At 66.8% G+C, this 24,749-nt stretch carries 31 protein-coding genes, 2 tRNA genes and 1 pseudogene; 23 read left to right on the top strand and 11 right to left on the bottom strand.

The genetic code is table 11. The features are described 5' to 3' along the window. Window positions 1-107: 107 nt before the first annotated feature. Window positions 108-1,394 carry a MocR-like pyridoxine biosynthesis transcription factor PdxR gene (gene pdxR, locus ACFQDH_RS20570; protein WP_382404236.1) on the top strand — a complete coding sequence of 429 codons (1,287 nt, stop codon included), beginning with the start codon at window positions 108-110 and terminating at the stop codon, window positions 1,392-1,394. 3 nt (window positions 1,395-1,397) lie between these two features. Here the strand turns inward: pdxR and ACFQDH_RS20565 are convergent, their stop codons facing one another. Continuing rightward, window positions 1,398-2,228 carry a sulfurtransferase gene (locus tag ACFQDH_RS20565; RefSeq protein ID WP_382404235.1) on the bottom strand — a complete coding sequence of 277 codons (831 nt, stop codon included), beginning with the start codon at window positions 2,226-2,228 and terminating at the stop codon, window positions 1,398-1,400. On the opposite strand from ACFQDH_RS20565, the gene ACFQDH_RS20560 reads away from it, so the two are divergent. From ACFQDH_RS20560 to ACFQDH_RS20505, 12 genes and pseudogenes are all read left to right on the top strand, one after another. Then, the gene (locus ACFQDH_RS20560; protein WP_382404234.1) at window positions 2,200-3,132 is read left to right on the top strand and encodes a DoxX family protein; all 933 of its coding nucleotides are present in this window, start codon (window positions 2,200-2,202) and stop codon (window positions 3,130-3,132) included. The genes ACFQDH_RS20565 and ACFQDH_RS20560 overlap by 29 nt on opposite strands. A gap of 94 nt (window positions 3,133-3,226) precedes the next feature. Beyond that, window positions 3,227-3,564: pseudogene (locus ACFQDH_RS20555) on the top strand (DUF2277 domain-containing protein). Beyond that, window positions 3,561-3,980: a DUF3806 domain-containing protein gene (locus tag ACFQDH_RS20550; RefSeq protein ID WP_382404233.1), complete on the top strand. Its 420-nt coding sequence runs from the start codon at window positions 3,561-3,563 to the stop codon at window positions 3,978-3,980. The pseudogene ACFQDH_RS20555 and the gene ACFQDH_RS20550 overlap by 4 nt, the downstream one beginning before the upstream one ends. Window positions 3,981-3,994: 14 nt before the next feature. Continuing rightward, a complete protein-coding gene (locus tag ACFQDH_RS20545; RefSeq protein WP_382404232.1) occupies window positions 3,995-4,453 on the top strand; it encodes a hypothetical protein in 459 nt (152 codons plus the stop codon). Then, on the top strand, window positions 4,450-5,682 hold the full coding sequence (locus ACFQDH_RS20540) for a deoxyguanosinetriphosphate triphosphohydrolase (RefSeq protein WP_382404231.1): 1,233 nt from the start codon (window positions 4,450-4,452) through the stop codon (window positions 5,680-5,682). Before ACFQDH_RS20545 ends, ACFQDH_RS20540 begins: the two co-directional genes overlap by 4 nt. Window positions 5,683-5,760: 78 nt before the next feature. Further along, complete coding sequence (locus ACFQDH_RS20535) at window positions 5,761-6,360, top strand: NAD(P)H-dependent flavin oxidoreductase (RefSeq protein ID WP_382404230.1); 600 nt, start codon at window positions 5,761-5,763, stop codon at window positions 6,358-6,360. Continuing rightward, window positions 6,255-6,806: an NAD(P)H-dependent flavin oxidoreductase gene (locus ACFQDH_RS20530; protein WP_382404919.1), complete on the top strand. Its 552-nt coding sequence runs from the start codon at window positions 6,255-6,257 to the stop codon at window positions 6,804-6,806. The genes ACFQDH_RS20535 and ACFQDH_RS20530 overlap by 106 nt, the downstream gene beginning before the upstream one ends. A gap of 240 nt (window positions 6,807-7,046) precedes the next feature. Next, window positions 7,047-7,751, top strand: coding sequence for a DinB family protein (locus tag ACFQDH_RS20525; protein ID WP_382404229.1), 705 nt, complete (start codon window positions 7,047-7,049; stop codon window positions 7,749-7,751). 120 nt (window positions 7,752-7,871) lie between these two features. Beyond that, entirely contained in the window at window positions 7,872-9,119 is a 1,248-nt protein-coding gene (gene dnaG, locus ACFQDH_RS20520; protein WP_382404228.1) for a DNA primase, read from the top strand. Further along, a complete protein-coding gene (locus tag ACFQDH_RS20515) occupies window positions 9,014-9,754 on the top strand; it encodes a hypothetical protein (protein ID WP_382404918.1) in 741 nt (246 codons plus the stop codon). The genes dnaG and ACFQDH_RS20515 overlap by 106 nt, the downstream gene beginning before the upstream one ends. A 238-nt stretch (window positions 9,755-9,992) precedes the next feature. Beyond that, window positions 9,993-10,511, top strand: coding sequence for a hypothetical protein (locus ACFQDH_RS20510; protein ID WP_382404227.1), 519 nt, complete (start codon window positions 9,993-9,995; stop codon window positions 10,509-10,511). A 62-nt stretch (window positions 10,512-10,573) separates the two neighbouring features. Next, window positions 10,574-10,646 (top strand) — tRNA-Asn (locus ACFQDH_RS20505). Window positions 10,647-10,724: 78 nt separating this feature from the next. Here the strand turns inward: ACFQDH_RS20505 and ACFQDH_RS20500 are convergent. Then, window positions 10,725-10,871 (bottom strand): hypothetical protein, encoded by a 147-nt coding sequence (locus ACFQDH_RS20500; RefSeq protein ID WP_382404226.1) that lies wholly within the window; start codon window positions 10,869-10,871, stop codon window positions 10,725-10,727. Continuing rightward, window positions 10,868-11,200: a hypothetical protein gene (locus ACFQDH_RS20495; RefSeq protein WP_382404225.1), complete on the bottom strand. Its 333-nt coding sequence runs from the start codon at window positions 11,198-11,200 to the stop codon at window positions 10,868-10,870. The genes ACFQDH_RS20500 and ACFQDH_RS20495 overlap by 4 nt, the downstream gene beginning before the upstream one ends. A gap of 122 nt (window positions 11,201-11,322) precedes the next feature. Between ACFQDH_RS20495 and ACFQDH_RS20490 the strand changes: the two genes are divergently transcribed. Beyond that, window positions 11,323-11,892 carry a class I SAM-dependent methyltransferase gene (locus ACFQDH_RS20490; protein ID WP_382404224.1) on the top strand — a complete coding sequence of 190 codons (570 nt, stop codon included), beginning with the start codon at window positions 11,323-11,325 and terminating at the stop codon, window positions 11,890-11,892. 37 nt (window positions 11,893-11,929) lie between these two features. Here ACFQDH_RS20490 and ACFQDH_RS20485 read toward each other — a convergent pair whose 3' ends face one another. The 5 genes from ACFQDH_RS20485 to ACFQDH_RS20465 all read right to left on the bottom strand — a co-directional run bounded on the left by ACFQDH_RS20485 (window position 11,930) and on the right by ACFQDH_RS20465 (window position 16,902). Further along, a complete protein-coding gene (locus ACFQDH_RS20485; protein WP_382404223.1) occupies window positions 11,930-13,372 on the bottom strand; it encodes an amidohydrolase family protein in 1,443 nt (480 codons plus the stop codon). A gap of 99 nt (window positions 13,373-13,471) precedes the next feature. Next, a complete protein-coding gene (locus tag ACFQDH_RS20480; protein WP_382404222.1) occupies window positions 13,472-14,395 on the bottom strand; it encodes an amino acid ABC transporter permease in 924 nt (307 codons plus the stop codon). Continuing rightward, a complete protein-coding gene (locus ACFQDH_RS20475) occupies window positions 14,392-15,072 on the bottom strand; it encodes an amino acid ABC transporter permease (protein ID WP_382404221.1) in 681 nt (226 codons plus the stop codon). The genes ACFQDH_RS20480 and ACFQDH_RS20475 overlap by 4 nt, the downstream gene beginning before the upstream one ends. A gap of 109 nt (window positions 15,073-15,181) precedes the next feature. Beyond that, window positions 15,182-16,027: a glutamate ABC transporter substrate-binding protein gene (locus ACFQDH_RS20470; RefSeq protein ID WP_382404220.1), complete on the bottom strand. Its 846-nt coding sequence runs from the start codon at window positions 16,025-16,027 to the stop codon at window positions 15,182-15,184. 92 nt (window positions 16,028-16,119) lie between these two features. Then, window positions 16,120-16,902: an amino acid ABC transporter ATP-binding protein gene (locus tag ACFQDH_RS20465; protein WP_382404219.1), complete on the bottom strand. Its 783-nt coding sequence runs from the start codon at window positions 16,900-16,902 to the stop codon at window positions 16,120-16,122. A gap of 162 nt (window positions 16,903-17,064) precedes the next feature. Between ACFQDH_RS20465 and ACFQDH_RS20460 the strand changes: the two genes are divergently transcribed. Next, a tRNA-Ile gene (locus ACFQDH_RS20460) sits at window positions 17,065-17,141 on the top strand. A 104-nt stretch (window positions 17,142-17,245) separates the two neighbouring features. Here the strand turns inward: ACFQDH_RS20460 and ACFQDH_RS20455 are convergent. From ACFQDH_RS20455 to ACFQDH_RS20445, 3 genes are read right to left on the bottom strand one after another with little or no spacing between them, the layout of a single operon-like run. Then, window positions 17,246-17,545: a hypothetical protein gene (locus ACFQDH_RS20455; protein WP_382404218.1), complete on the bottom strand. Its 300-nt coding sequence runs from the start codon at window positions 17,543-17,545 to the stop codon at window positions 17,246-17,248. Next, window positions 17,542-18,738, bottom strand: coding sequence for a tyrosine-type recombinase/integrase (locus ACFQDH_RS20450; protein WP_382404217.1), 1,197 nt, complete (start codon window positions 18,736-18,738; stop codon window positions 17,542-17,544). Before ACFQDH_RS20450 ends, ACFQDH_RS20455 begins: the two co-directional genes overlap by 4 nt. Beyond that, the gene (locus ACFQDH_RS20445) at window positions 18,735-19,280 is read right to left on the bottom strand and encodes a helix-turn-helix domain-containing protein (protein ID WP_382404216.1); all 546 of its coding nucleotides are present in this window, start codon (window positions 19,278-19,280) and stop codon (window positions 18,735-18,737) included. The genes ACFQDH_RS20450 and ACFQDH_RS20445 overlap by 4 nt, the downstream gene beginning before the upstream one ends. Before the next feature lie 176 nt (window positions 19,281-19,456). Here ACFQDH_RS20445 and ACFQDH_RS20440 point away from each other — a divergent pair, with 176 nt between their 5' ends. From ACFQDH_RS20440 to ACFQDH_RS20405, 8 genes are all read left to right on the top strand, one after another. Further along, window positions 19,457-19,639 carry a helix-turn-helix domain-containing protein gene (locus ACFQDH_RS20440; RefSeq protein WP_382404215.1) on the top strand — a complete coding sequence of 61 codons (183 nt, stop codon included), beginning with the start codon at window positions 19,457-19,459 and terminating at the stop codon, window positions 19,637-19,639. Continuing rightward, window positions 19,636-19,890, top strand: a complete 255-nt coding sequence (locus ACFQDH_RS20435; RefSeq protein ID WP_382404214.1) for a helix-turn-helix domain-containing protein — start codon at window positions 19,636-19,638, stop codon at window positions 19,888-19,890. Before ACFQDH_RS20440 ends, ACFQDH_RS20435 begins: the two co-directional genes overlap by 4 nt. 74 nt (window positions 19,891-19,964) lie before the next feature. After that, window positions 19,965-20,249 (top strand): hypothetical protein, encoded by a 285-nt coding sequence (locus ACFQDH_RS20430; RefSeq protein WP_382404213.1) that lies wholly within the window; start codon window positions 19,965-19,967, stop codon window positions 20,247-20,249. Window positions 20,250-20,544: 295 nt separating this feature from the next. After that, the gene (locus ACFQDH_RS20425) at window positions 20,545-21,744 is read left to right on the top strand and encodes a hypothetical protein (protein ID WP_382404212.1); all 1,200 of its coding nucleotides are present in this window, start codon (window positions 20,545-20,547) and stop codon (window positions 21,742-21,744) included. Continuing rightward, entirely contained in the window at window positions 21,720-23,162 is a 1,443-nt protein-coding gene (locus ACFQDH_RS20420; RefSeq protein WP_382404210.1) for a hypothetical protein, read from the top strand. The genes ACFQDH_RS20425 and ACFQDH_RS20420 overlap by 25 nt, the downstream gene beginning before the upstream one ends. A gap of 324 nt (window positions 23,163-23,486) precedes the next feature. Then, window positions 23,487-24,137, top strand: coding sequence for a hypothetical protein (locus ACFQDH_RS20415; protein ID WP_382404209.1), 651 nt, complete (start codon window positions 23,487-23,489; stop codon window positions 24,135-24,137). After that, the gene (locus ACFQDH_RS20410; protein WP_382404208.1) at window positions 24,134-24,451 is read left to right on the top strand and encodes a hypothetical protein; all 318 of its coding nucleotides are present in this window, start codon (window positions 24,134-24,136) and stop codon (window positions 24,449-24,451) included. The genes ACFQDH_RS20415 and ACFQDH_RS20410 overlap by 4 nt, the downstream gene beginning before the upstream one ends. Further along, window positions 24,448-24,696: a WhiB family transcriptional regulator gene (locus tag ACFQDH_RS20405; protein WP_382404207.1), complete on the top strand. Its 249-nt coding sequence runs from the start codon at window positions 24,448-24,450 to the stop codon at window positions 24,694-24,696. The genes ACFQDH_RS20410 and ACFQDH_RS20405 overlap by 4 nt, the downstream gene beginning before the upstream one ends. Window positions 24,697-24,749: the final 53 nt, after the last annotated feature.

The raw sequence follows: 24,749 nt of genomic DNA, 5'->3' as shown, positions 1-24,749 counted from the left end.
GATCTCTCCGGCCCCGGCGACCGGACCATACGCATCTACCAGCACTTGCTCGAAGGCATCGCCTCCGGTCGGCTGCCGCCGGGGAGAGGCTGCCTGCCACGAGGGCGATGGCGGCGGAGCTCGGCGTTGCCCGGGGCACAGTTTCGACGGCATACGACCGGCTCGTTGCAGAGGGATATCTCGAATCACGAGTCGGCGCAGGTACTTTCGTCAGTTGCGAGGTCGGGCCCGCACGCCCGACTTCGGCGCCCGCCGGTGACGTGCGGCCGCGGATCGTGTGGGAGCGGTTGCCACCGCCGGTGCCCGATGCGCCACCGCTGGACTTCGACCTGTCGGTGGCCGGACCGGACACCAGCCTCTTCCCGTTCGCCGTATGGCGCCGCCTGGTCTCGGCAACACTGCGACCGGCCCTGCAGGAGCAGCCCGTCTACGACGGTTCGGGACATCCGCGGCTGCAGGCCGAGATCGCACGGCACCTGCGGTTGTCGCGCTCGGTGGTCGCCGACGGCCAGGACGTGCAGCTCACCTCGGGTGCGCAACAGGCGCTCGACCTGCTCGGCCGGGTGCTGCTTGCTCCGGGCGACACCGTCGCGGTCGAGGATCCGGGCTACACGGCAGCCGTTCGCCTCTATGCCTCGCACGGGGCACGGGTCCGCGGCGTGCCGGTGGACGACGAAGGCCTGGTCGTGGACGCACTGCCCGACGATGCGCGACTGGTCTACGTGACGCCGTCCCATCAGTTCCCGACCGGTGCGGTGATGTCGCTGCGACGCCGGACAGCCTTGCTGGACTGGGCGGAGACCCATCGCGCGCTCATCATCGAGGACGACTACGACAGCGAATTCCGGTATGACGCAAGGGCACTCGCGCCGTTGCAGAGCCTCGACCGGTGCGGGCGCGTCGCCTACGTCGGATCGTTCTCGAAGATGCTGATGCCGATGCTCCGGATCGGCTATGTGGTGGCTCCGAGGTCGCTGCAGCCTGCCCTGCGGGACGCGAAGCTGCTCACCGACTGGCAGGGCGACACGGTCACCCAAGGGGCGATGGCGCGTTTCCTCGCCGAAGGCTTGCTCGCGGCACATGTCCGACGTGCCACGCGCGCCTACGCCCGGCGGCGATCGGCGCTGCTGCGCGAGCTGGCCCGGCTGGACGACGTGCTCGATGCCTACCCGTCGGCTGCCGGCCTGCACGTGTGCACCCGGCTGCGTGATCAGCGCCGGTCGGACCGGAAGATCGTCGCGGCGCTCGCAGCAGCCGGTGTCGGCGTCGAGCCGCTCTCGCCCAGGTATGTCGAACAACCCGCGGTCCAAGGCCTCGCACTCGGCTTCCGGCACATCCACGAGGAGCAGATCCCGGAAGCCGTCCACCGGATTGGAGCGGTGCTGCGGTCCTAGTGTTTAGAGCTCGACGGGGCGCTCGTCGTCGGTGATCCAGTGCGACCAGGATCCGATGTAGATGCTGGTCTGCGGGTGGATGCCGGACGCCTCGAGGGCCAGGGCCAGATGTGTCGCCTGCACGCCCGATCCGCAGTAGACACCCACTTCGCTGTCCGGCCGGATGCCGAGCGCGGTGAATCGCATCGCGAGGTCGTCCGCGGAGAGGAACGACCCGGTCCGGACGACATTGGACAGTGCCGGGGCCGACACGGCGCCGGGGATGTGTCCGGCGACCGGATCGATGGTCTCGTTCTGTCCGGCGAAGCGGTCGGCCGGACGTGCGTCCAGCAGCAGCTTGTCCGTAGCAAAGACGGCAGCACCGTCGGCGTCCAGCAGCGCTGCACCCGGGTCGGTCGGATAGAAGTCGCCCTCCTGCGGAGTCGGCTCGTCGGTCGAGGTCGGCAGCCCCGCGGCCTCCCAACCGGCGAAACCACCGTCCAGAACCTGGACATCCTCCTTGCCGAAGTACCTCAGCAACCACCAACACCGGCTGGCCGCAAGGGAATTGTCGTCGTCGTAGATCACCACCGGCCGGTCGTTGTAGACGCCGGCGGCGCGCATCGCGGCGGCGAACACCTCGCGCGGTGGCATCGGATGACGCCCGCCATCCCCGGGCGCATCGGCCATCACACCCTCGAACTCGACCCAAGCCGCACCTGGTAGATGCCCGGCTTCGTATGCCGGTCGGCGAGTCGCCTGGCCCATCTGCCACCGGGTGTCGAGCAGCGTCACCGAATCCAGCACGGTCGACAGTGCGGCCGGAATGATCAGGGGATGCGTGGGACGCGTCATACCTGAAGTCTGGTGGCCGCGGCGACCGGCCGCAATGGCGCCCGGGCGCATCTATCACCGAGCGGTGGGTACGCTCAACTGGTCCAAAGTGCCTGACCGGGCACTCGAGCCACGAGACCTATCAAATGGAGGCCCTCCAGTGCTTGTTCGCCGCCTTGCCCGCCCGATGTTGTCATCGATCTTCGTAACTGCCGGATTCAACTCAGTACGCAACCCCGACCGCGCGGCGCCGACAGCTGCACCTGTGGTCGACAAGCTGCGATCCGTGCTGCCGAGGCAGGTGGCGTCGCTCATTCCGGCAGACCCGGCCAAGGGGGTGCGGCTCAACGGCGCGGTGCAGGTCGTGGGTGGACTGATGCTGGCGACCGGCAAGTTCCCGCGAGTCGGTGCCGTCGCGCTCGCCGGAAGCCTGCTGCCGACCACTCTCGCCGGTCACGCGTTCTGGCAGGAAGACGACCCGGCCAAGCGCGCCCACCAGCAGATCCAGTTCTTCAAGAACCTCAGTCTGTTCGGCGGCCTGCTGATTGCCGCGGTCGACACCGAGGGCAAGCCCAGTGCCGCCTGGCGCAGCCGTGCCGCCGCTCACCGAGCGGGTGAGGCGGTGGCCTCCGCGCTCCCGTCGGGTCAAGACAGCTCCCAGACGGTCAGCTCGCTCAAGGACACGGTGGGCACCGTCGCCGCGGCCGCGAAGGAACACAGCGCGCACCTCGCGAGCGTCGCCAAGGCACACGCACCGGTCGTCGCCGAAGCCGTGCGCGAGCGCAGTGAAGCAGTGGCCGGAGCCGCTCGTGAGCAGGCTCCGGTTTTCGCCGAGGCCGTGCGTGAGCGCGGTGGCGAGGCCGGTCGCCGGGCGGCGAAGCGCGCGTCCAAGGCGGCCCGCCAAGCCCGCGCTCAGCTCGCCTGAGCACCCGCCCTCCCGCACGCCGGTGCACTGCCTTCGGGCAGCGCAACGGCGTGCGTCTCTCGTCCATCGCCTCGATATCGGGTTGAATGAAGGTATGTGCCGCAACATCCGTCCGCTGAACAACTTCGCGCCCCCGCGACCGATGACGAGGTCAGCGCCGCCGCGCTGCAGTTCGTCCGCAAGATCGCCGGGAGCACCAAGCCGTCGAAGGCCAACGAGGCCGCATATGACAAGGCCGTTGCCGCGATCACCCAGGCGAGTCGGGAGCTGATCGACTCGTTGGTGACCACCGCCCCGCCGAAGGACCGCGAGGAGGAGGCGGTCAAGGCCCGCGCTCGTTCCGCCGCACGCTACGCGCCACCCCACGAAGTTTCTCCCCCGCTTCGCTCCGCCGAATACTTCGCGGGGACCCCGACAAACACGGCCTCGTGACCGCTGAGATCACCGTCCAGCCACTGGACCGCAAGGCGCAACGAGCGCTGGCCGGCTGGCTGGGTGACGCACAGGCCGCCGGTGTCGACGTCGACGATGTCGACTCCATCGGCGCGGCATACGACGACTATGTGCACGAGGTGCTGCTGACCCCGGCCGCTGATCGCGTCGACCCGACGCCGACGCTGACGATGATCGCGATGGCAATGGGCGAGTACCTCCAACGCAATTCGAACCTGCAGTGGCGAGTAGCCGGAGACGGCCAAGGTTCCGATCTGGCGCTCGCATCGGCGGACGACCTGGGCGTGCTCTACCCGATCGACCCGGTCGCGCAGGCCTGGTCACAACGCCAGCGCGGCTGGTTGCCCGTCTTCACCCGCGAGCTGATGCGCAACATCGAAGACACCGGCGAGTGATGGCCTCTGCAGCGATGAGCGTGGCAGCACGGGTGAAGTGGTGCGCGAACTGGGCGAACGGCTCGACGGCGCTCGGGTTCGCGGTCGGTCGCCTCGGCCGCGCCCGTATGACGAAAGGCCCCCGCGGGCTCTACCTCGCGAGCGGCTACCGCTTCGAGTTCCCCGTCGCGGGTGCTTTCACAGTCGGGAATGTCGTTGTCTGCAAAGGAGATTGGAAGGAGTTGCAGCGCGAGCATCCGCTCCTGCTCACCCACGAGGAGGAGCACAGCTGGCAGTACGTCGTCTGTGGCGGCCTGCCCTTCATCCCCTTGTATGTCGGCGCGCTCGCCTGGTCCTGGGTGCGGACCGGAGACTTCGTATCGCGCAACATCTTCGAGCGGAATGCGGGGTTGGCGATGGGCGGCTACCACGAGCGGTCGGTGCGGACGTTTGGCGCAGCGTTGCGCAGCATCCGCCCGGGCACCGCGGGATGAGCTATTCGGCATACGACCGGCAGCGTTTCGTCAGGGAGGACCCGGCGCAGAAGCGCGCCGACCGCGACGACTTCGCGCGTGACCGGGCGCGGGTGTTGCACTCGGCCGCGTGGCGCCGGCTGGCGTCCAAAACCCAGGTGCTGCAACCGCATACCGACTTCATCCGCAACCGGCTGACGCACTCGCTGGAGGTCGCGCAGATCGGCCGGGAGTTCGGCGAGGCCATCGGTTGCAACGCCGATGTCGTCGACACTGCCTGTCTCGCACATGACCTCGGCCACCCGCCGTTCGGTCACAACGGCGAGGGCGCTCTCAACGAACTCTGCGGCCACATCGGCGGTTTCGAGGGCAACGCCCAAACCTTCCGGATTCTCACCCGGCTGGAGGCCAAACGATCGCGGTCCAATGGCGAGTCCGTGGGGCTCAACCTGACTCGTGCCTCGCTGGACGCTGCCAGCAAATACCCGTGGTTCCGAGGCGAAAGTCGTTCCCATCCCAGCAAGTTCGGCTGCTATGAAGCGGATGAGCAGGTCTTCGACTGGGCGAGGGCAACGGTCCCGACGGGGCATCGCCAGCAGCGCTGTGTCGAGGCACAGGTGATGGACTGGGCCGACGACGTTGCCTACTCGGTGCACGATGTGGAGGACGGCATCACCGCCGGACTGATCGATGTGCACGCTCTGCGCTCCCGCGACGAGATCGACGCCCTCGCGGGGATCGCTCGGCGCCTCTACGCTCCGCAACTCGAAACCGCAGAGCTGGCAGGGTCGTTCGAGCGTTTACTGGCCTCCGGCGTCATACCCGAGCAACAGCGGCCGGGCCGGCAGGGTGTCGCTGCGCTCAAGGACATGACCAGCCGGTTGATCGGCCGATTCGTCGGTGCCGCGGAGCAGGCGACGCGCGACAAGTTCGGCGACGGGCCGCTGACCCGCTACGCCGCCCACGTCGTCATACCGACCGACGTGCTCGCCGAGTGCGTGATGCTGAAGGCGGTCGCCGCGCGCTGGGTGATGATGACCGACGAACGCCGCACCCTGCAGGCCGAGCAGCGCCGGATCATCGAGACGCTCTTCACTCTCTTCCAGGAGCATCCCGACCGGCTCGACCCGCTCTTCGCCGAGGATCATGCAACTGCGGCCGATGACGCTGCGGCGTTGCGAGTGGTTGTCGACCAGATCGCATCATTGACCGACCACCGGGCGCGCGCCCTCGCGGACGAATGGAGCTAATCCCCACGAAGTTTCTCCCCCGCTTCGCTCCTCCGAATACTTCGCGGGGGCCCCGATCTCGATTGAGGAGTACCAGAGATGAACTGGAGTCTCTCGCGGCTGCCGATCGTCGGTGCGCCGATGGCCGGCACCGGTACACCCGAACTCGCGGCGGCGATCAGCAACGCCGGGGGACTGGGTGTGTTTCCCGGTGGTTACCTGACCGGCGACAAGCTGGCTGAGGGCGTCGCCCGGGTGCGCGAGCTGACCGACCGTCCCTTCGGCGTGAATCTCTTCGTGCCGACGCCCGTTGACGAGCAGCGGGACAGCGCCCGATTGCGTTCGTATGCCGAGGCATTGGCGCCACTCGCCACGTCGGCCGACGTGCAATTGCCCGAGCCGCGCTGGGACGGAAGCGACAACTTCGCCGCCAAGGTCGACGTCCTCGAGCAGTCACCGGTTGCGGTCGTGTCATTCATCTTCGGCCCGCCTCCGGTCGACGTGGTGCTACGGCTGCACACGGTCGGCACAAAGGTGCTTGCGACCGTCACGGACGCGGGGAGGCGCGAGCAGCCGTCGCTGCGGGCGCCGACCTGCTCTGCCTGCAAGGCACCGATGCCGGGGGTCACCGCGGCACCCACCTCGCCGAGATCGAGCCCAACGGCTCCGGCTGGCGTGACCTGCTGTCCGAGGTGCTGAACACCACGGACCTACCGGTCGTCGTCGCGGGCGGCGTGATGACCGCGCAGGACGTCAAGGACGCACTGGCCGCGGGAGCCGTTGCGGTGCAATGCGGTTCGGCCTTCTTGCTCACCGACGAGTCGGGGATGAACGACGCCTATCGCGCCGGGTTCACCGCGTCCGACCTGACCGAGACCGTCGTGACACGCGCGTTCAGCGGTCGCCCGGCGCGCGCCATACGCAATGAGTTCGTGGCGCGATTCGACCCGGTGGCCGTCCCGGTCTATCCGATCGTGAACCAACTGACCAAGCCGCTCCGCGCCGCTGGTGCGGCCACCAGCGACCGTGAGCTGGTCAGCCTCTGGGCGGGCACCGGCTGGCGCCACGCGCAGTCCGGACCGGCGGCGGACGTGGTCGCCGCACTCGCGGCTGAGGTGGCCGAGCGGCGCCTTGAGGGTCCGTGAGGGACGAACGGATGTCTCGAAAGGGAGCCCGTGAGCGTCGCCCTGAGGAGCCCGTGAGGTACGAGCGGGCGTCTCGAGGTCCAGCCCAACCAAGGTGGCCGAGGAGCCCGTGAGGTACGAGCGGGCGTCTCGAGGTCCAGCCCAACCAAGGTGGCCGAGGAGCCCGTGAGGTACGAGCGGGCGTCTCGAGGTCCCGTTGACTAACCCGACAGTGTCGTAGCCCACGCCTATCGTCTGGGCATGGAGAAGTTCGTTGACCGTGATCTGACAGGCACCGAGTTTCGTGAATGCGTCCTCGACGGTGCCCGGTTCGTCGGGTGGGTCATGCGCGGCGTCGAGCTGGACGGGCTGCTCGGGGAGCTGACCGTCAACGGCGTCGACGTGATGCCCTATGTCGAAGCCGAGCTCGACCGTCGTCATCCGGTGCGCGTGCTGATCCGGTCCGAGGACATCGCGGACCTACGTGAGGCATGGCGGCAGTTGCAGGACGACTGGTCCGAGACCATCGATCTCCTGCGGCAGTCACCAGGCATCGAGCGCAAGTCCGTGGGCGGCGAGTGGTCCGCCATTCAGACGCTGCGGCATCTGATCTTCGTCCACGACTCGTGGTTCAACCGGTGTTGCCTGGGCCGGAGCGAGCCGTTCACGGCCCTCGGGCTGACGACCGATGGGATGTCGCGCGACTTGGGACCCGGTCTGGACCCGACCGCCGACCCCACGCTCGACGAAGTGCTGGAGGTCCGGGCGCGGCAGGCAGCGGTGCTGACCTCGTGGCTCGCCGACTGCACGGCGGAGGACCTGCGCCGGCCGGCGCCGGTGCCGGACGACGACGTCTGGCCGCCATACGCCCGCGGGAGGACCGTCGTCGGGTGCTTGCGTACGGTGTTGAACGAAGAGTTCGAGCACCACGGTTTCGCCGTCCGCGACCTCGGGGTGCTCGACTGACCACCCCACGAAGTTTCTCCTCCGCTTCGCTCCTCCGAATACTTCGCGGGGACCCCGGTGAGCACGACCCTGTGGAGGGCCGTCCCAACGCATCGGCCGGCAACCTAGACTGCCGTTGTTATGGCGGGTCGCATCAAGTCCGAAGACGTGGAGCTCGTCAAGGAGCGCAGCTCCATCGAGGACGTAGTCAGCGAGCACGTCACGCTGCGCCGTTCCGGCAGCAATCTGGTCGGCCTGTGCCCGTTCCACGACGAGAAGACCCCGAGCTTCTCGGTGAACCCGACACAGGGCTTCTACCACTGCTTCGGCTGCCAGAAGGGTGGCGACGTCCTCTCCTTCGTGCAAGAGGTCGACCACCTCAGCTTCGCCGAGGCGGTCGAGCGGCTGGCCGGCAAGGTCGGTGTCGAGTTGCACTACGAGGACGGCGTCCGTCCGCGCGAAGAGAGCATCGGCCGGCGCACCCGACTGCTCGAGGCGCACCGCGTGGCAGCGGAGTTCTACGCGTCGCTGCTGCCGGAGACGCCCGAGGCTCGGACCGCACGCGACTACCTGCGCGGCCGTGAGTTCGACGGTGCGATCGCCGAGCAGTTCGGCCTCGGCTACGCACCCACGGACGGCCATGCGTTGTCGAAAGTGTTGCGGGACAAGGGGTTCAACCGCGACGAGATGCTCGCTGCGGGCCTGATCAACCGTGGTGGGTATGACGTTTTCCAGGGCCGGCTGCTCTGGCCGATCCGCGACATCACCGGTGACACCGTCGGCTTCGGAGCGCGGCGGATCTTCGACGGTGACCCGCGGCCGGCCAAATACCTCAACACCGGCGAGACCGCGATCTACAAGAAGCAGCGGGTGCTCTATGGGCTCGACCTGGCCAAGAAGTCGATCGCCGACGACCGACGGGCGGTGGTCGTCGAGGGTTACACCGACGTGATGGCGGCCCACCTGTCCGGGGTGACCCAAGCCGTGGCGACGTGTGGCACGGCCTTCGGGGTCGAGCACATCAAGCTGCTGCGGCGGTTGCTGCGCGATGAGCGCGGGGAGACCCGGCCAAGGTCATCTTCACCTTCGACGGAGACTCGGCCGGTCAGAAGGCTGCGCTCAAGGCGTATGACGAGGACCAGCGCTGGGCATCCCAGTCCTTCGTCGCGATCGCGCCGGACGGGCAGGACCCGTGCGAGTTGCGGATCTCCGCCGGGCCGGACGCGGTCCGGGAGCTCGTCGACGGCGCGACGCCGATGTTCGAGTTCGTCGTACGCACCACGCTGGCGCGCTTCGACCTGGACTCCGTCGGTGGCCGGGTCGCTGCGACGCGTGCGCTGGCACCGATCGTTGCCGACATACGTGACTCACTCAGTCGGGAGGAATTGATCCGCGAAGTCTCCCGGCACCTCGGCGTCGACGTGGGCGACTTCAGCCAGGCTGTACGCCGAGCGCCCCGCGGCGGCATCGCCGAGGCCGCGAAGAGGACGCGCGACAAGCCCGTTGACACGGCCCCGGAGCCGGACGTGCCCGTCCCGGCATACGAGCCGCCCAACCTGCGTGACCCGATCGTGCGTGCCGAGCACATGCTGCTGCAGTGCGTCGTGCAGTTCCCTTCCGCGGTGCCGACCCAACAGCTGGACCCGGTCGACCCGGGCGACCTCACAGCGCCGGCGCACCGAGCGGTGTTCGAGGCCGTGCGCTCGGTCGGCATCGACCCGACCCGCAGCCAGGGCGCATGGGTCTCGGCGATCAACGAGTCGGTGCCCGAGGTGGTGCGGCCGCTGGTCGCACAGCTCGCTGTCGAGGCGTTGCCGACCAAGCTGGACAGTCAGGGCCGGCCGGACTGGCACTACGTGCGCTCGCTGGTGGTCCGCGTGCGAGAGGTTGCGCTGCGGCGAAAGATCTCGCAGGTGATGAGCGCCTTGCGGCGTAGCGACGACCCGGAGCAGTCGCGAGCCATCTCCGCGCAACTGACCACGTTGCAGCGGTCGTTGAACGACCTGCTGGCCAACCTGGAGTGACCGCACCAAGGTGGTTGAGCGATGCCCTGAGGAGCTCGTGAGGCACGAGCGAGCGTCTCGAAGGGGAGGGCAGAGGAGCGGAGCGGGGGAGCCCGTCTCGAAACCCGCCAGGGTGGTTGAGCGGTGCCCTGAGGAGCTCGTGAGGCACGAGCGAGCGTCTCGAAGGGGAGGGCAGAGGAGCGGAGCGGGGAGCCCGTCTCGAAACCCCGCGCCATAACCGGTGGACAATGGAGACATCATGTCCTTCCTGAAGCGCTCAAAACCACAGCTGCCGCGCGAGGTGCAGCACCAGCTCGACCTGCCCAAGGGCGAACGCGTTCTCGCCTCGGCGGTCGACAAACTCACCAGTGCGTATGTCGTCGCCACCAACTGGCACCTGACGGTCGTGAGCGCGGACGGGACAGCGACTGCCAGGCCGTGGCATGACGTGGATGCCGGTCAGTGGGAGTCGCAGACCTGGAGCCTCACGGTGACCTGGATCGACGGAAAACGCCCGGGGCAGTGGACTTTTGACGAGCAGGACACCCGGCTGCCGGAGACATTCCACGAGCGAGTGCGCGCCAGCATCGTGCTCGCCGAGGAGTTGCCGCTCGAGGGCCGTGCGAAGGGCCGCGTCGTCATACGCCGGGACCTGCAGACCGACAAGTTGCTGACCCAAACGGTGCTCGGGCGCGGTGCGCGAGCCGATGACCCGCAGGTGCAGGACGCAGTGGCGCGGACGAAGGAGTTCGTCGAGGATGCCGTCGGCCTCCGGTAGGCCGCCCGATTGGTTGTTGGGCGGCCGAATTTGCTATGGTTCTGCACGCGCACAACGCATGATCCCCTGTAGCTCAATTGGCAGAGCATTCGGCTGTTAACCGGAGGGTTCTTGGTTCGAGTCCAAGTGGGGGAGCACACCGAACGGCCCGGGATGCCCGGGCCGTTTTCGTATGTCGACTGCGGCGCTCGGAACGTCGTGCCCGTCGACGGATCAGGAGGCCTTGCGCTCCTCCGGTGTCTTCATCCGCGCGATCGCTTCGATCTGGGCGCTTTCCTTCTCGCCCCGCTTGGCCGCGTCCGCGACGAGCGCACGGGCGAGGCGGATCGCGGATGGTGAGAGCTCAACGCCTTCGCTCATGACTGATGCTCCTGTCGGTCAGTTTCATTGTCGCCCCTTGAGACGGACTCGTCCACTGCACTACGGGTCAGGGTGGCGCGGGATACGCGGCGAGCCAGGCTCCGGTCCGCTGGACTACCCAGGTCCGATTCGATCAGGTCTGTCAACAGCTCCCAGCCGATGTCGCGGGCCACTGGTGAGTCCGATGTGAGTGCGGTGATCGCTCGGTCGAGTCGCTGGCTCCACTCGGTGCGGGCTTGTTGGTGTTGCCCGCGCAGGGTGACCATCGCCGGAATCGCGGCACCGATCACCGCGCCCACGAAGGAGGCGAGAACCACCCACCACGTCATCGTCGCGCTGCGCCTTCGCCCATGTTCGGCACTGTAAGCGCGGCATACGACATCGAACTGGGAGAATCGCCGCATGGGCGTCTACACAGATCGTGTGCTGCCGCGACTGATGAACCCGCGTGATGGCTGACGCGGGCACCCGGGAAGCCCGGCAGCGTGTGTGCGCGGGTCTCCATGGCGAAATCGCGGAGGTGGGGTTCGGCAGCGGACTGAATCTGCCCCACCTGCCCGCTGCGGTCACCCAGCTGTATGCCGTTGAGCCGTCACGGCTTTCGGTTCGCCTGGCCGAAGGGCGCATCGCGGCGGCCACGGCCCGGGTGCAGGTGGTCGGCCTCGATGGGCAACGGCTGCCACTCGCCGACGGATCGGTGGATGCGGTGCTGTGCACGTGGAGCCTGTGCACGATTCCGGACCCGGTTGCCGCGGTGCGTGAGTTCCGGCGCGTGCTGCGTCCCGGCGGGCAATTTCATTTCGTCGAGCACGGGCTCGCTCCGGACGAGGAGGTCCAGCGCTGGCAGCGTCGCCTCGACGGGTTGCAGCAACGGCTCGTCGGCGGCTGCCACCTCACCCGCGACATTCCGCAGATCCTCCGATCCGGCGGAATGGAGCTGACCCGACTGGACATCTACTACGGTTCCGGGCCCAAGCCGTATGACGCGAGATCCGAAGGCATCGCACGGTCCGCGAGTTGACCGCAAGGACCCGGAACGCCCCGGCTTCCAGTGCCGTTCAGCTTTGGGGTTCCACGAATTCCGGGAACGTCGTCGGTGCGAGCTCTTCCAGTGTCCGGCCCGCCCAGTCCCCCTCGTGCCAGTGCGCCCAGACGCGCTCACCGGCGGCCTGCACACCACGTGCAGCTTCCTCGAGATCGGTGCCCAGGACGGTGCCGTCCTCGACGACCGGCCGGCCGTCGACCCACACGTCGGCCAGGTCGGACGGCTGCGCGTAGTAGACGATGTTCCGGATCGGGTCTCGCAACGGGGCCATTCCGAAGGAGTCGGTCCGCCAGAACAGCAGGTCGGCCTTGGCACCGTTGGAGATTCGTCCCAGGTCGTCGCGGCCGAGGAGCTTGGCAGCATTGACCGTCGCAGCGTCGAAGACGCGCTTGGCGGTCGACGTGTCCGCTCGCCTCGAGGTGATCTTCCCGGAGATCGCCGTCCAGCGCAGCGACTCGAGCATGGACTGCGGTGCCGTGTCGGTGCCGATGCACATGTTCACACCCGCCTCGATGTATGCCGGGAAGGACTCCATCAGGATGCCGCGTCGCGCGAAGCACCACGCGTTGTACGACACCGAGGTTCCGGTCTCGGCGAGCAGCGCAAGGTCGTCCCCGGCGAAGTTCACCCAACTGTTCCCCGTGATGAAGATCGCGTGACCGAGCAGCGTGTCAGGTCCCAGGAAATCGAGGTCGGCGAGCCACTCGATCGGCGTCCGACCGTGCCGGCGCGTCATCTCGTTGAACTCCCAAACCCCTTGTGCGGTATGCAAAGAGACGGGAACGCCGAGCTCGCGGGCCGCTTGCTTCGTGTCGCGAAGTAACTCTGCCGTACAGGTATCGACTTGCGCCGGGCCGAGGAACCCCTTGACGCGCCCACCGGCACGTAGGTCCTGCGCTCGGACGAAGTCGACGGCGCGATCCAGACCTTCCTGCCCCGCAGCGACATCCCACTCGTAGTCGACCCGCTTGCCGTCCGGGGTGAACCACCGTCCGGACCGGTAGGACGGCGCGACATACCCGCGCAGGCCGATCCGGTCGAGCTCGTCCGCGACGTAGTCGGCCTCGTCGCCGAGGTGCATGACGGTCGTCGTGCCCGACCGAGCAAGTTCGATGAGCGAGTAGTCGACGCAACTGCGCATACCGGCGGAGGTGAGGCCGGCATCTTCGGCCGGAAGGATCTCGATCAGGCCGGTCAGCCAGAACTGCCGGGGTCCGTGGTCCTCCTGCACCGATTTGTCGATCGGGGAGGAGTGCAGGTGGGAGTGGGTGTTGATGAAGCCCGGAGTGATGATGCGGTCGGGCAGATGGCGCTCGACATCGACCGGCCCGTCGTATGCCGTGCCGACATACGCGATGCGGTCGTCGTCGACGACCAGGCAGCCATCGCGGAGGAGCCGATGACCGCCCTCTTGGTGCGCGACGATGTACGGCGCAGTGAACAGAGTCCGGGTCATGCGTCTCCTCCTTGATGATCGACATCAATGAGGATGTCAGCTGCGGACCACGGTCGGCAGCCGAATCCCTACCGCGTGATCCTCGTCCTGCCGATCCCGTCAGACGGCCCCGCCGGTGGCGACACCCGGAGCGTTGGTCGGGCCGGCCGGGTCGCCGGCTGGTGCTGCAGGGCCAACCTTGCGCCCGCGTGCCTGCAGCCGCCGCTCGACCCAGGTGGCGAGCTTGCTGATCGCGTAGTTGATCAGGATGTAGATCACCGCGATCACCACCAGCATCGCGAAGATGTTGCCGTTGAGGGACGTTGCCGGCTTGCTGCGGAAGAGCAGTTCGCCATACAACACGTTGTAGCCGAGGGCGGTGTCCTTCATGACGACGATGACCTGGCTGATCAGTGAGGGCAGCATGGCGGTGACGGCTTGCGGCAACAGGATGATCCGGACCGTCTGGCCCGGCGTCAGCCCGATCGAGCGGCCTGCCTCTCGCTGACCGGCCGGTAGTTGATCGACGCCCGCGCGGATGACCTCACAGATCACCGACGAGTTGTAGAAGACCAGGCCGGCAACCGTCGCGATGAGCGGGCCGCTGCCGCTGCCCTGGCCGTGTGCGCTCAGCCAGCCGAAGATGAAGAGCATCATCAGCAGCACCGGCAACGCGCGGGTCAACTCCACCCAGACCGTCACGATCCAACTGATCGCACGCAGCACGATGGCGAGCGGCGAGTTGCCTTGCGGGATCTCGATCATCCGCAACATGGCCAGGATGGCGCCGAGGACCACGCTGATGACGATGGCGAGCGCCGCTGCTATCAGCGTGCCGCGCAGGCCGGGAAGGATGTAGCTCTTCCAGGTGCCCCACTGCGCGAACGGCTTCCACTTGTAGCTGGCGAACTGGTCCTTGTCGGCCAGCTTCCAGATGGCCAACGCGAGGATCGCCGCGCAGACCACTCCGCCGAGGACGCCGAACATCGCGTAACGCCGCCTGGCCTTCGGGCCCGGAGAGTCGAAAAGGACTGAGGCACTCACCTTTTCACCGCCACACGCTTGCCGAGCCAGCCGAGTCCGACGCCCATCGGCAGCGTCAGGATTATGAAGAACGCGCCGACCACCATGAACGCCGCATTGAGCAATCCGGGATCGCGCTCGGTGACCGTCTTGAGCACACCGGAGAGTTCGTAGACGCTGATCGTCACCGCGACCGTGGTGTTCTTGGTGAGCGCGATGAGCGTGTTGCCGAGCGGCACGACGGCACCGCGGAACGCCTGCGGGAGGATGACCTCGCGCATGGTCTGGCTGAACGTCAGGCCGATCGATCGTGCCGCCTCGGCCTGGCCGAGCGGGATGGTGTTGACGCCCGATCGCAGCGCCTCACACACGTAGGTCGCGTGGTAGACCGTCATACCGACCGCCGCGAGGCGAAAACCGTTGACATCAGCGAACTTTGCATCGGCTGAGTCGGCCAGCGAGATGCCCAGTTGGATGTAGAGCACGAAGCTGCACGACAGGATGATCAGGGTCAGCGGGGTGTTGCGGAAGACGTTGACGTATGACGTGCCGACAAACCGCAGGATGCCGACCGGCGACAGCCGCAGCGTCGCGATGATCGTGCCGAGGATCAGGCTGCCGATCGCACTGAGGATGGTGAGCTTCACGGTCGCCCACAGCGCGGTCCAGATCTGATAGTCGGAGAAGAGCGAAGACACCGGTGCCCTTCCTATCTGTCTCGGGGTGATGGCCGTCGGACCCGACGGTGGCCACGTGACGGTTGGTCACCGTCGGGTCCGAATGAACTGCGTTGCCAGCGCTGAAGACTCAGGCCTGGCAGGTGGGCGCCTTCGGCGGGTTGAGGTCCTGGTTGTACTTGTAGTCGGAACCCAAGTTGTTCTCGACGGCCTTCTTCCAGTTGCCGTTGTCGAGGGTCTTCTTGATGGCCGCGGCGACCTTGTTGCAATCGGCGGCGCCCTTCTTCAGGCCGATGCCGTAGTTCTCCTCGCTGAAGGTGCCGCCGGCGAGCTTGACCTTGTCCTTGTACTGCGGCTGGTTGGCGTAACCGGCCAGGATCGTGTCGTCGGTGGTCATCGCGTCGATCGAACCGGAGGCGAGTGCCTCGGCGCACGCCGAGTAGGTGTCGTACTTCTGCGGCACCAACTTCGGTGCTTCCTTCTTCAGGTTGTCGACCGACGTGGACCCGGTGACCGAGCAGACCTTCTTGCCTGCAAGGTCCTTCACCCCGGTGATCTTGGAGTCCTTGCCGACCAGAAGTGACTGTCCGGCAACGAAATACGGGCCGGCGAAGCCGACCTCCTTCAGCCGCTTGTCGGTGATCGAGTAGGTGGCCACGATCATCTTGACGGTGCCGGCCGCGAGCATCTTCTCGCGCTGCGGCGAGGGCGACTCGACGAACGAGACCTTGCTGTAACCCATCTCAGCGGCGACACAACGGGCGATGTCGACGTCGAAACCGGTGTATTTGTCGCCGTCCTTCAGGCCGAGGCCGGGCTGGTCGTACTTGATGCCGATGTTCACGGACGGGCCGGAGTCGGGCAGCTTGCAGACGGCGTCCTTGGCGCTCGAACCGCCGGAGCTTCCGCCGCACGCGGTGAGGCCCAGGCCGAGCGCGGCGGCTGCCGTCGCGGCATAGATCGCGGGGTACTTCATGAGATTTCTCCTCCAGTGTTAATGACGAATCGCAAAGGTTGTCGAGGCGATCGGTGTGACGGCTGGTCGTCTCGGCGTCAGGTCATGGGTGCTCAGTGCGTGAGGATCTTGGACAGGAAGTCCTTCGCGCGAGCGGACGTGGGGTTGGCGAAGAACTCGTCGGGAGCCTGCTGCTCGAGGATCTGGCCGTCGGCCATGAACACGACCCGGTCGGCCGCACGGCGCGCGAAGCCCATCTCGTGGGTCACCACGATCATCGTCATTCCGTCCTTGGCGAGGCCGGCCATGACGTCGAGGACTTCGTTGATCATCTCGGGGTCGAGCGCGGAGGTCGGCTCGTCGAAGAGCATCACCTTCGGCTTCATCGCCAGGGACCGAGCGATGGCGACCCGCTGCTGCTGGCCGCCGGACAACTGCGCGGGGTACTTCTCTGCCTGCGCCTCGACGCCGACCCGCTTCAGCAACTCCATCGCGTGCGCCTCGGCGTCGGCCTTGCTCATCTTGCGGACCTTGATCGGACCGAGCGTGACGTTCTGCAGGATCGTCTTGTGCGCAAAGAGGTTGAACGACTGGAAGACCATGCCGACGTCGGCGCGCAGTTTGGCGAGTTCGGCGCCCTCCTCGGGCAACGCTTCGCCGTCGATCGTGATGGTGCCGGTCTCGTATGTCTCGAGCCGGTTGATGGTGCGGCAGAGTGTCGACTTGCCCGACCCGGACGGGCCGAGCACCACGACGACCTCGCCCTTGGCGACCTCGAGGTCGATGTCGCGCAACACGTGAAGGTCGCCGAAATGCTTGTTGACGCCGGCCATCCGCACGAGCGGCTCGCCCGACGCGACATTCGTCTCACCCGCGGTGGGCACCTGCTGTGTCATGGGTAAGAACCCTACAAGGCGATCTCAGGGAATTTGGAGGATTGTGCGGTATGGCGCGATTTCGTTGCCAGGCCGTTGCGAAACGTACCCGGTCCACATCATCGGGCGCCTACCTGGACGCACGCCGTGGACGTCGTAGTGCCAGAATGTCGCTGCACCAAAGGGGCGATAGCTCAGCCGGTTAGAGCAGCGGACTCATAATCCGTCGGTCCTGGGTTCAAGCCCCAGTCGCCCCACCAGAGAACATGCAGGTCAGCGGCCTGCGCTGCCCCTCCTCGTGATTCGCGGGAGGGGCGTTCTGCTAACGAACTGCTAACGGCAGCTTCGAAAACGCTTCCGGTGTTCATGATTCATCGCTCATTGGGTCGACATAGTCCTCGCGCAGAGACTGGAGCCAGGACTCCTTGGACGCACCAGATGTCTCGGCGAGGAAGTGGAGGAAGTAGTTCGCCATGTTCAACAGGTCCAACCGCGTGTAGTCGTTGGCGTTGTCCTCGCCGACTTTCTCCACGAGCTCACGCCAGCCGTCGAGGTAGACCTCTTCATGATCAGCCGCGAGCCACTCACCATCGGGGGTGTTTGCGCGCATCGTCAGCAACATGAACGCGTAGCGCGATGTCAGTCCCTCGTTGACGTCGCTCATGAGCCCCACACCGCCCGGCTGAAGGTGTCGACCGCGCGCCCATCGTCCTCAGGGATCACATCGGCATACACCGACAGCGTCACCGTCGGGTCACGGTGCCCGAGCCGCTTCGCGACGATGTGCACAGGTGTGCCCTCGCGCAGAAGAATCGTCGCGTGAGTGTGGCGGGCCTCGTGAAGCTTCAACCGCGGCAGACCGGAGTCTGCTTGGGAGTCGACGAACGCCTTCGACACGTAGTCAGGTGGCGTCGGGGTGCCGTCCTGCCAGGTGAACACCACGCCGTCGGTGTCCTTGTAGATCGAGCCAGCCGCGAGCCGCTCCTTGCGCTGCAGCTTCCGCCACGCCTTGAGTGCGGCGACCGTCCGGGGGTCGATCGCGACCGAGCGCCCGTCGCCGTTCTTCGGAGGCCCAATGGTCCGACGGCCGGCCGACTGCGTCACTGACTCCTCGACCCGCACCACGCCGGCCTTAAGGTCGACGTTCTCCCAGCGCAGCGCGCACAGCTCGCCGCGCCGCATCCCGGTCGCCAGCGCGAGGATCCACAAGGCCGCGAACCGCTCGTCGTTCACATGCTCGAGGTAGGTGCTTGCCTGCGGTCCGGTCCACGTGCTGTGCTTCGGCCGGACTGCCTTCGGCAGCTTCGACCCGACGACCGGGTTGACTGCGATCACTCGGTCGCTGATCGCGGACTGCATCGCCATCCGCAGCACCGTGCGGGCGAACGCGACAGTCCTGGGAGACAACGGTTTCCCGTTGGTGCCGCCGGTCTCGTGCATCCGCTTGAACGTCGCTGACAGGTCGGTGGGGGAGAGTTCCTGCACACGCAGGTTCCCGAAGTATGGCTTCAGGTATCGGGCGATGTTGCCGCGGTAGGACTTCTCCGTGCTGGCTTTGAGATCGACGGCGTGTCCTTCGATCCATCGGTCGAGGTAGGCGCCGACGGTGATGTTGGACGGCGCGACCCACGTGCCCTGCCGGGATCCGTGTCGGGCTTCGTCGCGTGCTGCGATCGCAGCCTTGCGGGTGGGGAACCCACCGAACCACTTCGGCTTACTCGTCATCCGAGCGTTGCCCTCGTCGTCGAGCACCGGCTGCCCATTGTCGTCGACCACAGGCACTTTCACCCGGAGCACGTACGACCAGGTAGTGCCGCGCTGCACGACACCGTCACGCATTCCCTTGCGATCACTCATGATTGGTCCTCGTTTTCCATGTCCTTAACGATGTCGCAGAGGACTTCGAGGTTGCCCTCGAGGACGCGTACGAGAGACGCAGACTTCGTGCTCGAGTCGTCGGATTCAGGGTCTCCCTTGTGCTGCGCGAGCTGCTCCTCCCACGACGCCTTCAGGGTCAAGAGTGCGTCGCCGAGCACCGGGTTGACCCGGGCCTCCTCAGCAACCTTGCTTACGAAGGAGACGTACTCGTTAACGGCCCAGCGAGCACGGCTACGAACTTTGCGGGCTTCCTCGATGTGGTCTAGCGCAAGCGCGAGCGGGTCACACTCTGACGTGGGTTCGAAGAGGGCGCCAGGCTTCGTGTCGAGCGCGGCAGCGAATGCAAGAACTTCGGCTGCGGTGAACGACCGTCCACCCTTCTCTGCTGCGGAGATTGCCTGCCGCGGCCAAGGCCGCCCGAGGTGCTCGGCGACCAGGTCGCCGAGGTCAGACTGAGTGATCTCCTTCCGCTCGCGGTTCTCGCGAATGTTGGCGCCGATCACCTTCTCGATGTCGCTCAAGGGTGTCCTCCGTACCGCTTGTCGTTGTCCGCGATGACTTTGCTTGAGCCCCGCTTATCCGCTGTCATGACACAGCATGACAGGCATTGCCATCGTTGACAAGGGGATGACATCGATGTAATTCTGAAGTCACGCTTAGCCATGACCGTCAAGGTTCAGCGTGACAGGAGAAAACGATGGGCACACTCCTCAATGCGAAGGACGCGGCTCGTGCGCTCGGCATCAGCGAACGCACCGTCTACCGCCTTAGCGCGGCTGGCGATATCCCGCAGTACCGCGTAGGTATGCAGCTCCGGTTCGATGAGGACGAGCTGCGAATTGCGTTCCGACGCAACAAGGCCAAGGCGCGCGCATCGTGAGCATCCCGGTGCCGCTTCGCGGCCGCCTGACCGTCACCGTCCCCGAAGCAGCGAAGGTGCTCGGCATCGGCCGCGACAACGCCTACCGAGCCGCGGCGGACGGCACGCTCCCTACTCTCAAGATCGGCCACCGGCTGATCGTGCCAGTCCCGAAGCTGTTGGAAATGCTCGGGATTCACGCCAGCGACGACCCCACTGCCCAAACCGCACCGCTGCGGCTCGTCGGTCGCGACGACCCTGGCGCGGCCTGACCCCGGACACAGCGAAGGCGTGTCCACCACGACACGCCGACGCCACCACCAGACCTAATAGGAGGTCTCAGATCATGGTGACACACCCCAGCAAACCGGCCGTGCTGAACGGCGAAGCCCCCAGCCGGCGGGCACTCGACACCGCTGACATTCACCAGCTGACCCGGCAGCACCGTTACGGCGTCCTCGTCGTCACCGAGCGCCGCGACGGCACCATCGTCAGCCAGACCTACTCGAGTCTTACGTCGGCCGGCCGCAAGCTAGACCGAGTACGCGAACGCGGCCTCATCGCGCGAGCGGTGCTCGTCGAGCTCCGCGCAGTCGCCGACGCCGACGCCGCCCTCGGGGACCCGTTGTGAGCACAACCGCCACAGCTGCGCCGCTGCACGAGCACACGGCGTGGATGCGGCGGACCATCTCACGTCGTCTCGCTGTCCTCGACCGGTCCGGACCGTGGGACGGGATCGCTGTCGCGCCCCTCGGTCGCTCCACCGGGCGAGGGCAGCGGGAGGACCGCACCTGTGACCGGTGCCGAACCTACGTCGACCGAAACACGTTCTATTGCGCTGCGATTCGCGTGCGGGTCGATGTTGTTCTGATCGTCGGTCTCTGCGCTGGCTGTGGTCGCCGCGAAGGCTGGAAGACGGGGGCAGAGTGACCGCCATCCACGAGGAGCCCACCGCCTCGGTCACGGTCGACCTCGACATGGTGCGGCACTGGATTCAACGGGTCTACGGCGACGCACCCGGCACACTCGTCCTCAACCACGAACCCGCGCAGGGCCGGTTCGTCGGCACTGGCGGCCAATGCTTCACCCATGACCAGGTGGCCGAGCGAGTTGAGCAGCTCGACCGCGTCGGCGCCCGCGGGATCTACCTGCGCACCACCACCGTCAACCGGCAACTCGACCGGACCGAACGCGGGGGAGCACAGGACTCTCACGCCCTGCCGGGGCTGTGGGCTGACGTCGACTTCGGCGACGTCGGCCACAAGCCCGGACCGAACGCGCCACCACTCCCGCCGGACGCTGCGGCCGCGTGGAAGCTCGTCACCGAGTCAGGGCTACCCGCACCCACGCTCTGGATCCACTCCGGCGGAGGCCTCTACCCGTGGTGGCTGCTCGACACACCGCTGATCCTCGACGACGAGCACCGCCCCATGGCCGCAGACCTGTCTGCCAAGTGGCAGCAGGCACTCGGCCGATCTGCCGAACGTCTGGGCTGGGACTACGGCACCGGCGTCGGCGACCTATCCCGGGTCCTGCGCGTCCCCGGCACCGTCAACCGCAAAGCCGGCCTCGAGCGGCCCTGCCGGATCGTCGAAGACACCGGCCCCGCCTACACGCTCACCGAGCTCCTCCAAGCGCTCGCCGCCGTCACACCCCAACCAGAGCCGACAAGCCCCGCCGCACCACAGCTGTCCGTTCTGCCATTCGGCTCACACCAGGGATCCAGCGCGTTCGACCAGCTCGACGAGCACACCACGTTCGACGACATCCTGACCGGCGCCGGCTGGACCCGACACGACACCCGACACCCGGCCGCGATCGACCAGTGCTGGACCCGGCCAGGGAACCCCGAGCACGACTGCTCCGCCCACACGCTCAAGGCCAACCCGCACGTCCTGGTCGTCCACTCCGAAGCTGGCGGCCTACCCACCGGTGGCGGGCAGAAACTCACCAGGGGTCGTGTGTTCGCGCACCTGCACCACCACGGCGACGAACGCGCCGCGGCCCTGGATGTCTTCGCCGCGATCGGCGGCCGCGACTGCACGTCTGCTGCGGCCGCGCTCCCGCTGCCCCCGAGGTCCGGCAACTCTCAGCTGCCACGGTGCCTGACGGGGTCGACCCGGTGACCGGCGAAGTCACCGACGACTACTACCAACCGGACAACCCCGCGGCGATCGACCGCGGCGACCTTGTCGACCTCGAGCACAAGGCTGCCGCGCTCACCGCGAGCAAGCAGGCACGGGACGCGCCCGAACGGGCGCCAGCGTTCGACCTCGAACGCGACGACTTCTGGACAGCCCGAACAGAACTCGAACGCCTGCGCCAATTCGCCCGGGCACGGTTCGCATCCCCGTGGGCCACCCTCGGTGTAGCCCTCGCGCGCGTCATCGTGCACATCCAGCCGAACTACGTCCTCCCGCCCACCATCGGCGGAGACGCATCACTCAACCTATTCGTCGGCATCGTCGCACCGTCCGGCAGCGGCAAGGGCGCAGCCGACAGCGTCAGCAAAGCGGCGATCAGATTCCCCGCCGTCGACCAGGTCGACGAGATGCCAGTCGGGTCCGGCGAAGGCCTCGCCCACGCCTACGTGCACTACGTCCCCGGCAAAGGCAAAGAGAAGGGCGGAATCGAGCAGCACGCCACCCGTGCACTCTTCTCCGTGCACGAAGTAGACACCCTCACCGCGCTCAAGGGACGCCAAGGATCCACGCTCCTGCCGCAGCTACGCAGCGCATGGATGGGCGAACGGCTCGGCTTCCAGAACGCCGATCCGACCCGCCGGCTGAACCTGCGACCGCACTCCTACCGGCTCTGCCTCACCGTCGGCATCCAACCCACCCGCGCGGACGTACTCCTCGACGACGCCGACGGCGGCACACCCCAACGATTCCTCTGGATGCCCGGCACCGACCCCAACGTCCCCGACGACGACCAACAGCCACCCGAGCAGATCCAATGGCGGCCACCAGACACCCAAGGGCACGCCATCAACTACGACACCGGCCACTACGCCATCCCCGTCTGCGACCAAGCCATCACCGCCATCAAGGCCGCAGCACGAGCACGCATGCGCGGCGACGTCGAAGCACTCGACGGGCACGCCCTGCTCTGCCGACTCAAGACCGCGGCAGCGCTCGGATTCCTGGACCGCCGCGCCGAAGTTACCGAACAGGACTGGCAACTCGCCGGGATCGTCATGGAAATCAGCAACCACACACGCGCTGGCATCCAACAACAACTCACCGCCACCCACCGCGACAACACCAAAGCCCGAGGACGCACCGAAGGACTACGACAGCTCGCCGCCGAAGAGGTCAGGACCGAAGTCGCCACCAAACGGATCAGCCGAGCAATCCTCAGCAAAACCGGCACCGACTGGACACCACGCAGCGCGCTCCGCAAAACACTCCCCGGCCGAGACCGAGAGCACTTCGACGGAGCCATCGATCGACTACTCACCGCCGGACTCATCGACTGCGAAGACCTCGAATACAACGGCGCAAAAGGTGCCAGATACCGACGCGCAGGAGGCACCTCATGAACACCTGCCAGGGGTGGACAAAAGAGGACAGTGTCCACCCCTGCCAGCAAAAACGACATCGAAAAGCTGTGGAAAACCCCCAAATATCAATCATTTCTCAATCGCGGGCATACGCGAGGACACGAGCAGGGGTGGACATGTCCACCTGTCCACCCCTGCCAGCAAAAAGGAGCACCACACCATGAGCACCGACACACAACCGACCCTCGCCGACCACCTCGACGCCTGGCCATGGCCCATCAACGAAAGCGCCTGCACCGACTGCCAGAACCGACGCACAAGAATCACCGCGATTCAGCCGACCCCCGCGCAAGGCGACGCCCGATGAGCGCGCGGCCGAGCGCATGGCCCGGCTCCGGTGGCGTAGGACCCCATGGCCCAGGTGACGATGCCGACCCGGGCCGGTGCCACGCGAAATCCAAGACGACGCAGGAGCGTTGCCGGCAGCGCGCGATGAAGGGTCAGCGGGTCTGCTACGCGCATGGCGGTCGGTCGGGGCAGGCCCGTGCAGCGGCCCAGCGTCGGCTCGCGGCGGAGAAGGTCGAGGCGGAGGTGAAGAACGCGATCGCGTTCGAGTCTCGGCAGGGTGTGACGGATCCGTTCGAGGCGTTGTCGCAGCTGGCTGATGAGGCGTTGGCGATGAAGGAGGCTCTCGCGTCCCGGGTGAACTCGTTGAAGTCGGTGCGGTACACGGCGCACGGTGCGGGGACGGAGCAGCTGCGGGCCGAGGTCGCGTTGTATGAGCGAGCGATGGACCGGGCGGCGAAGTTCCTGGACATGCTCGTGCGTTCTGGGTTCGAGGAGCGCCGGGTGAAGGTGAGCGAGGAGCAGGGCCTGCTCGTGGTGTCTGTGATCCGCGGCGTGCTGGTCGAGCTCGGGCTGGACGTGACGCCTGGTGGTGAGGTCGCCACCGTGGTCGCGAGGCATCTGCGGGCGCTGTCGCCGACCGTCAAGGGCGAGGTCATCCAGTCATGAACCGGCGGATAGGGAATCCGTTTCGGGTCATGTTTGCGCAGGTCAGGGGCTGGTTTGCTAACGGGTTGCTACGCGCCAACGAGCCGATCGCAGCAGAGAAGCAGCGCTCAGAAGTGGACGAGCTGTTCTGGAGTTCTGACAGGGCAAGGCTTGTCGTCGAAGATCCGGATCGATACTTCGAGCTTGTCGAGGCGTTGGCCCGGGAACAGCGTCCGGGGCGCTCGCAACCTGCTGATCTGTTCAGCTACTGCGCCGGCCTCCTGGTCGGTGCGGGCTGTGCGCTCCTGTGGGTTGGGCTGGTGTTCTGGTTATGACCGCTGCCGAGCAACTGACTGATGCGCTGTTGGTGATGGCCGCGCGTGGTGAGCGGCCACGCTGCGGCGACGGCGAGACATCGGCCTACTGGACCTCGGAGAACCGTGCGGAGCTGGCACAGGCTGCGTCCTGGTGTGCCGGCTGCCCAGTGTTGCCGGAGTGCGGAGCCGCAGCGGATGAGCTCAAGGCGACTGCTGGTGTGTGGGCTGGTGTGGAGCGGTTCTTGTCGGGTGGGCGCCGATGATGACCGGCGATGAGTTCCTCCGGCGGGCGGCGGCCTGGTCTTACCTGGCCGAG

The sequence above is a fragment of the Flexivirga alba genome (assembly GCF_042661025.1).
Lineage (GTDB): Bacteria > Actinomycetota > Actinomycetes > Actinomycetales > Dermatophilaceae > Flexivirga > Flexivirga alba.
Note: the sequence above shows the minus strand (reverse complement) of the source record. Positions and strands in the feature narration are given on the sequence as shown.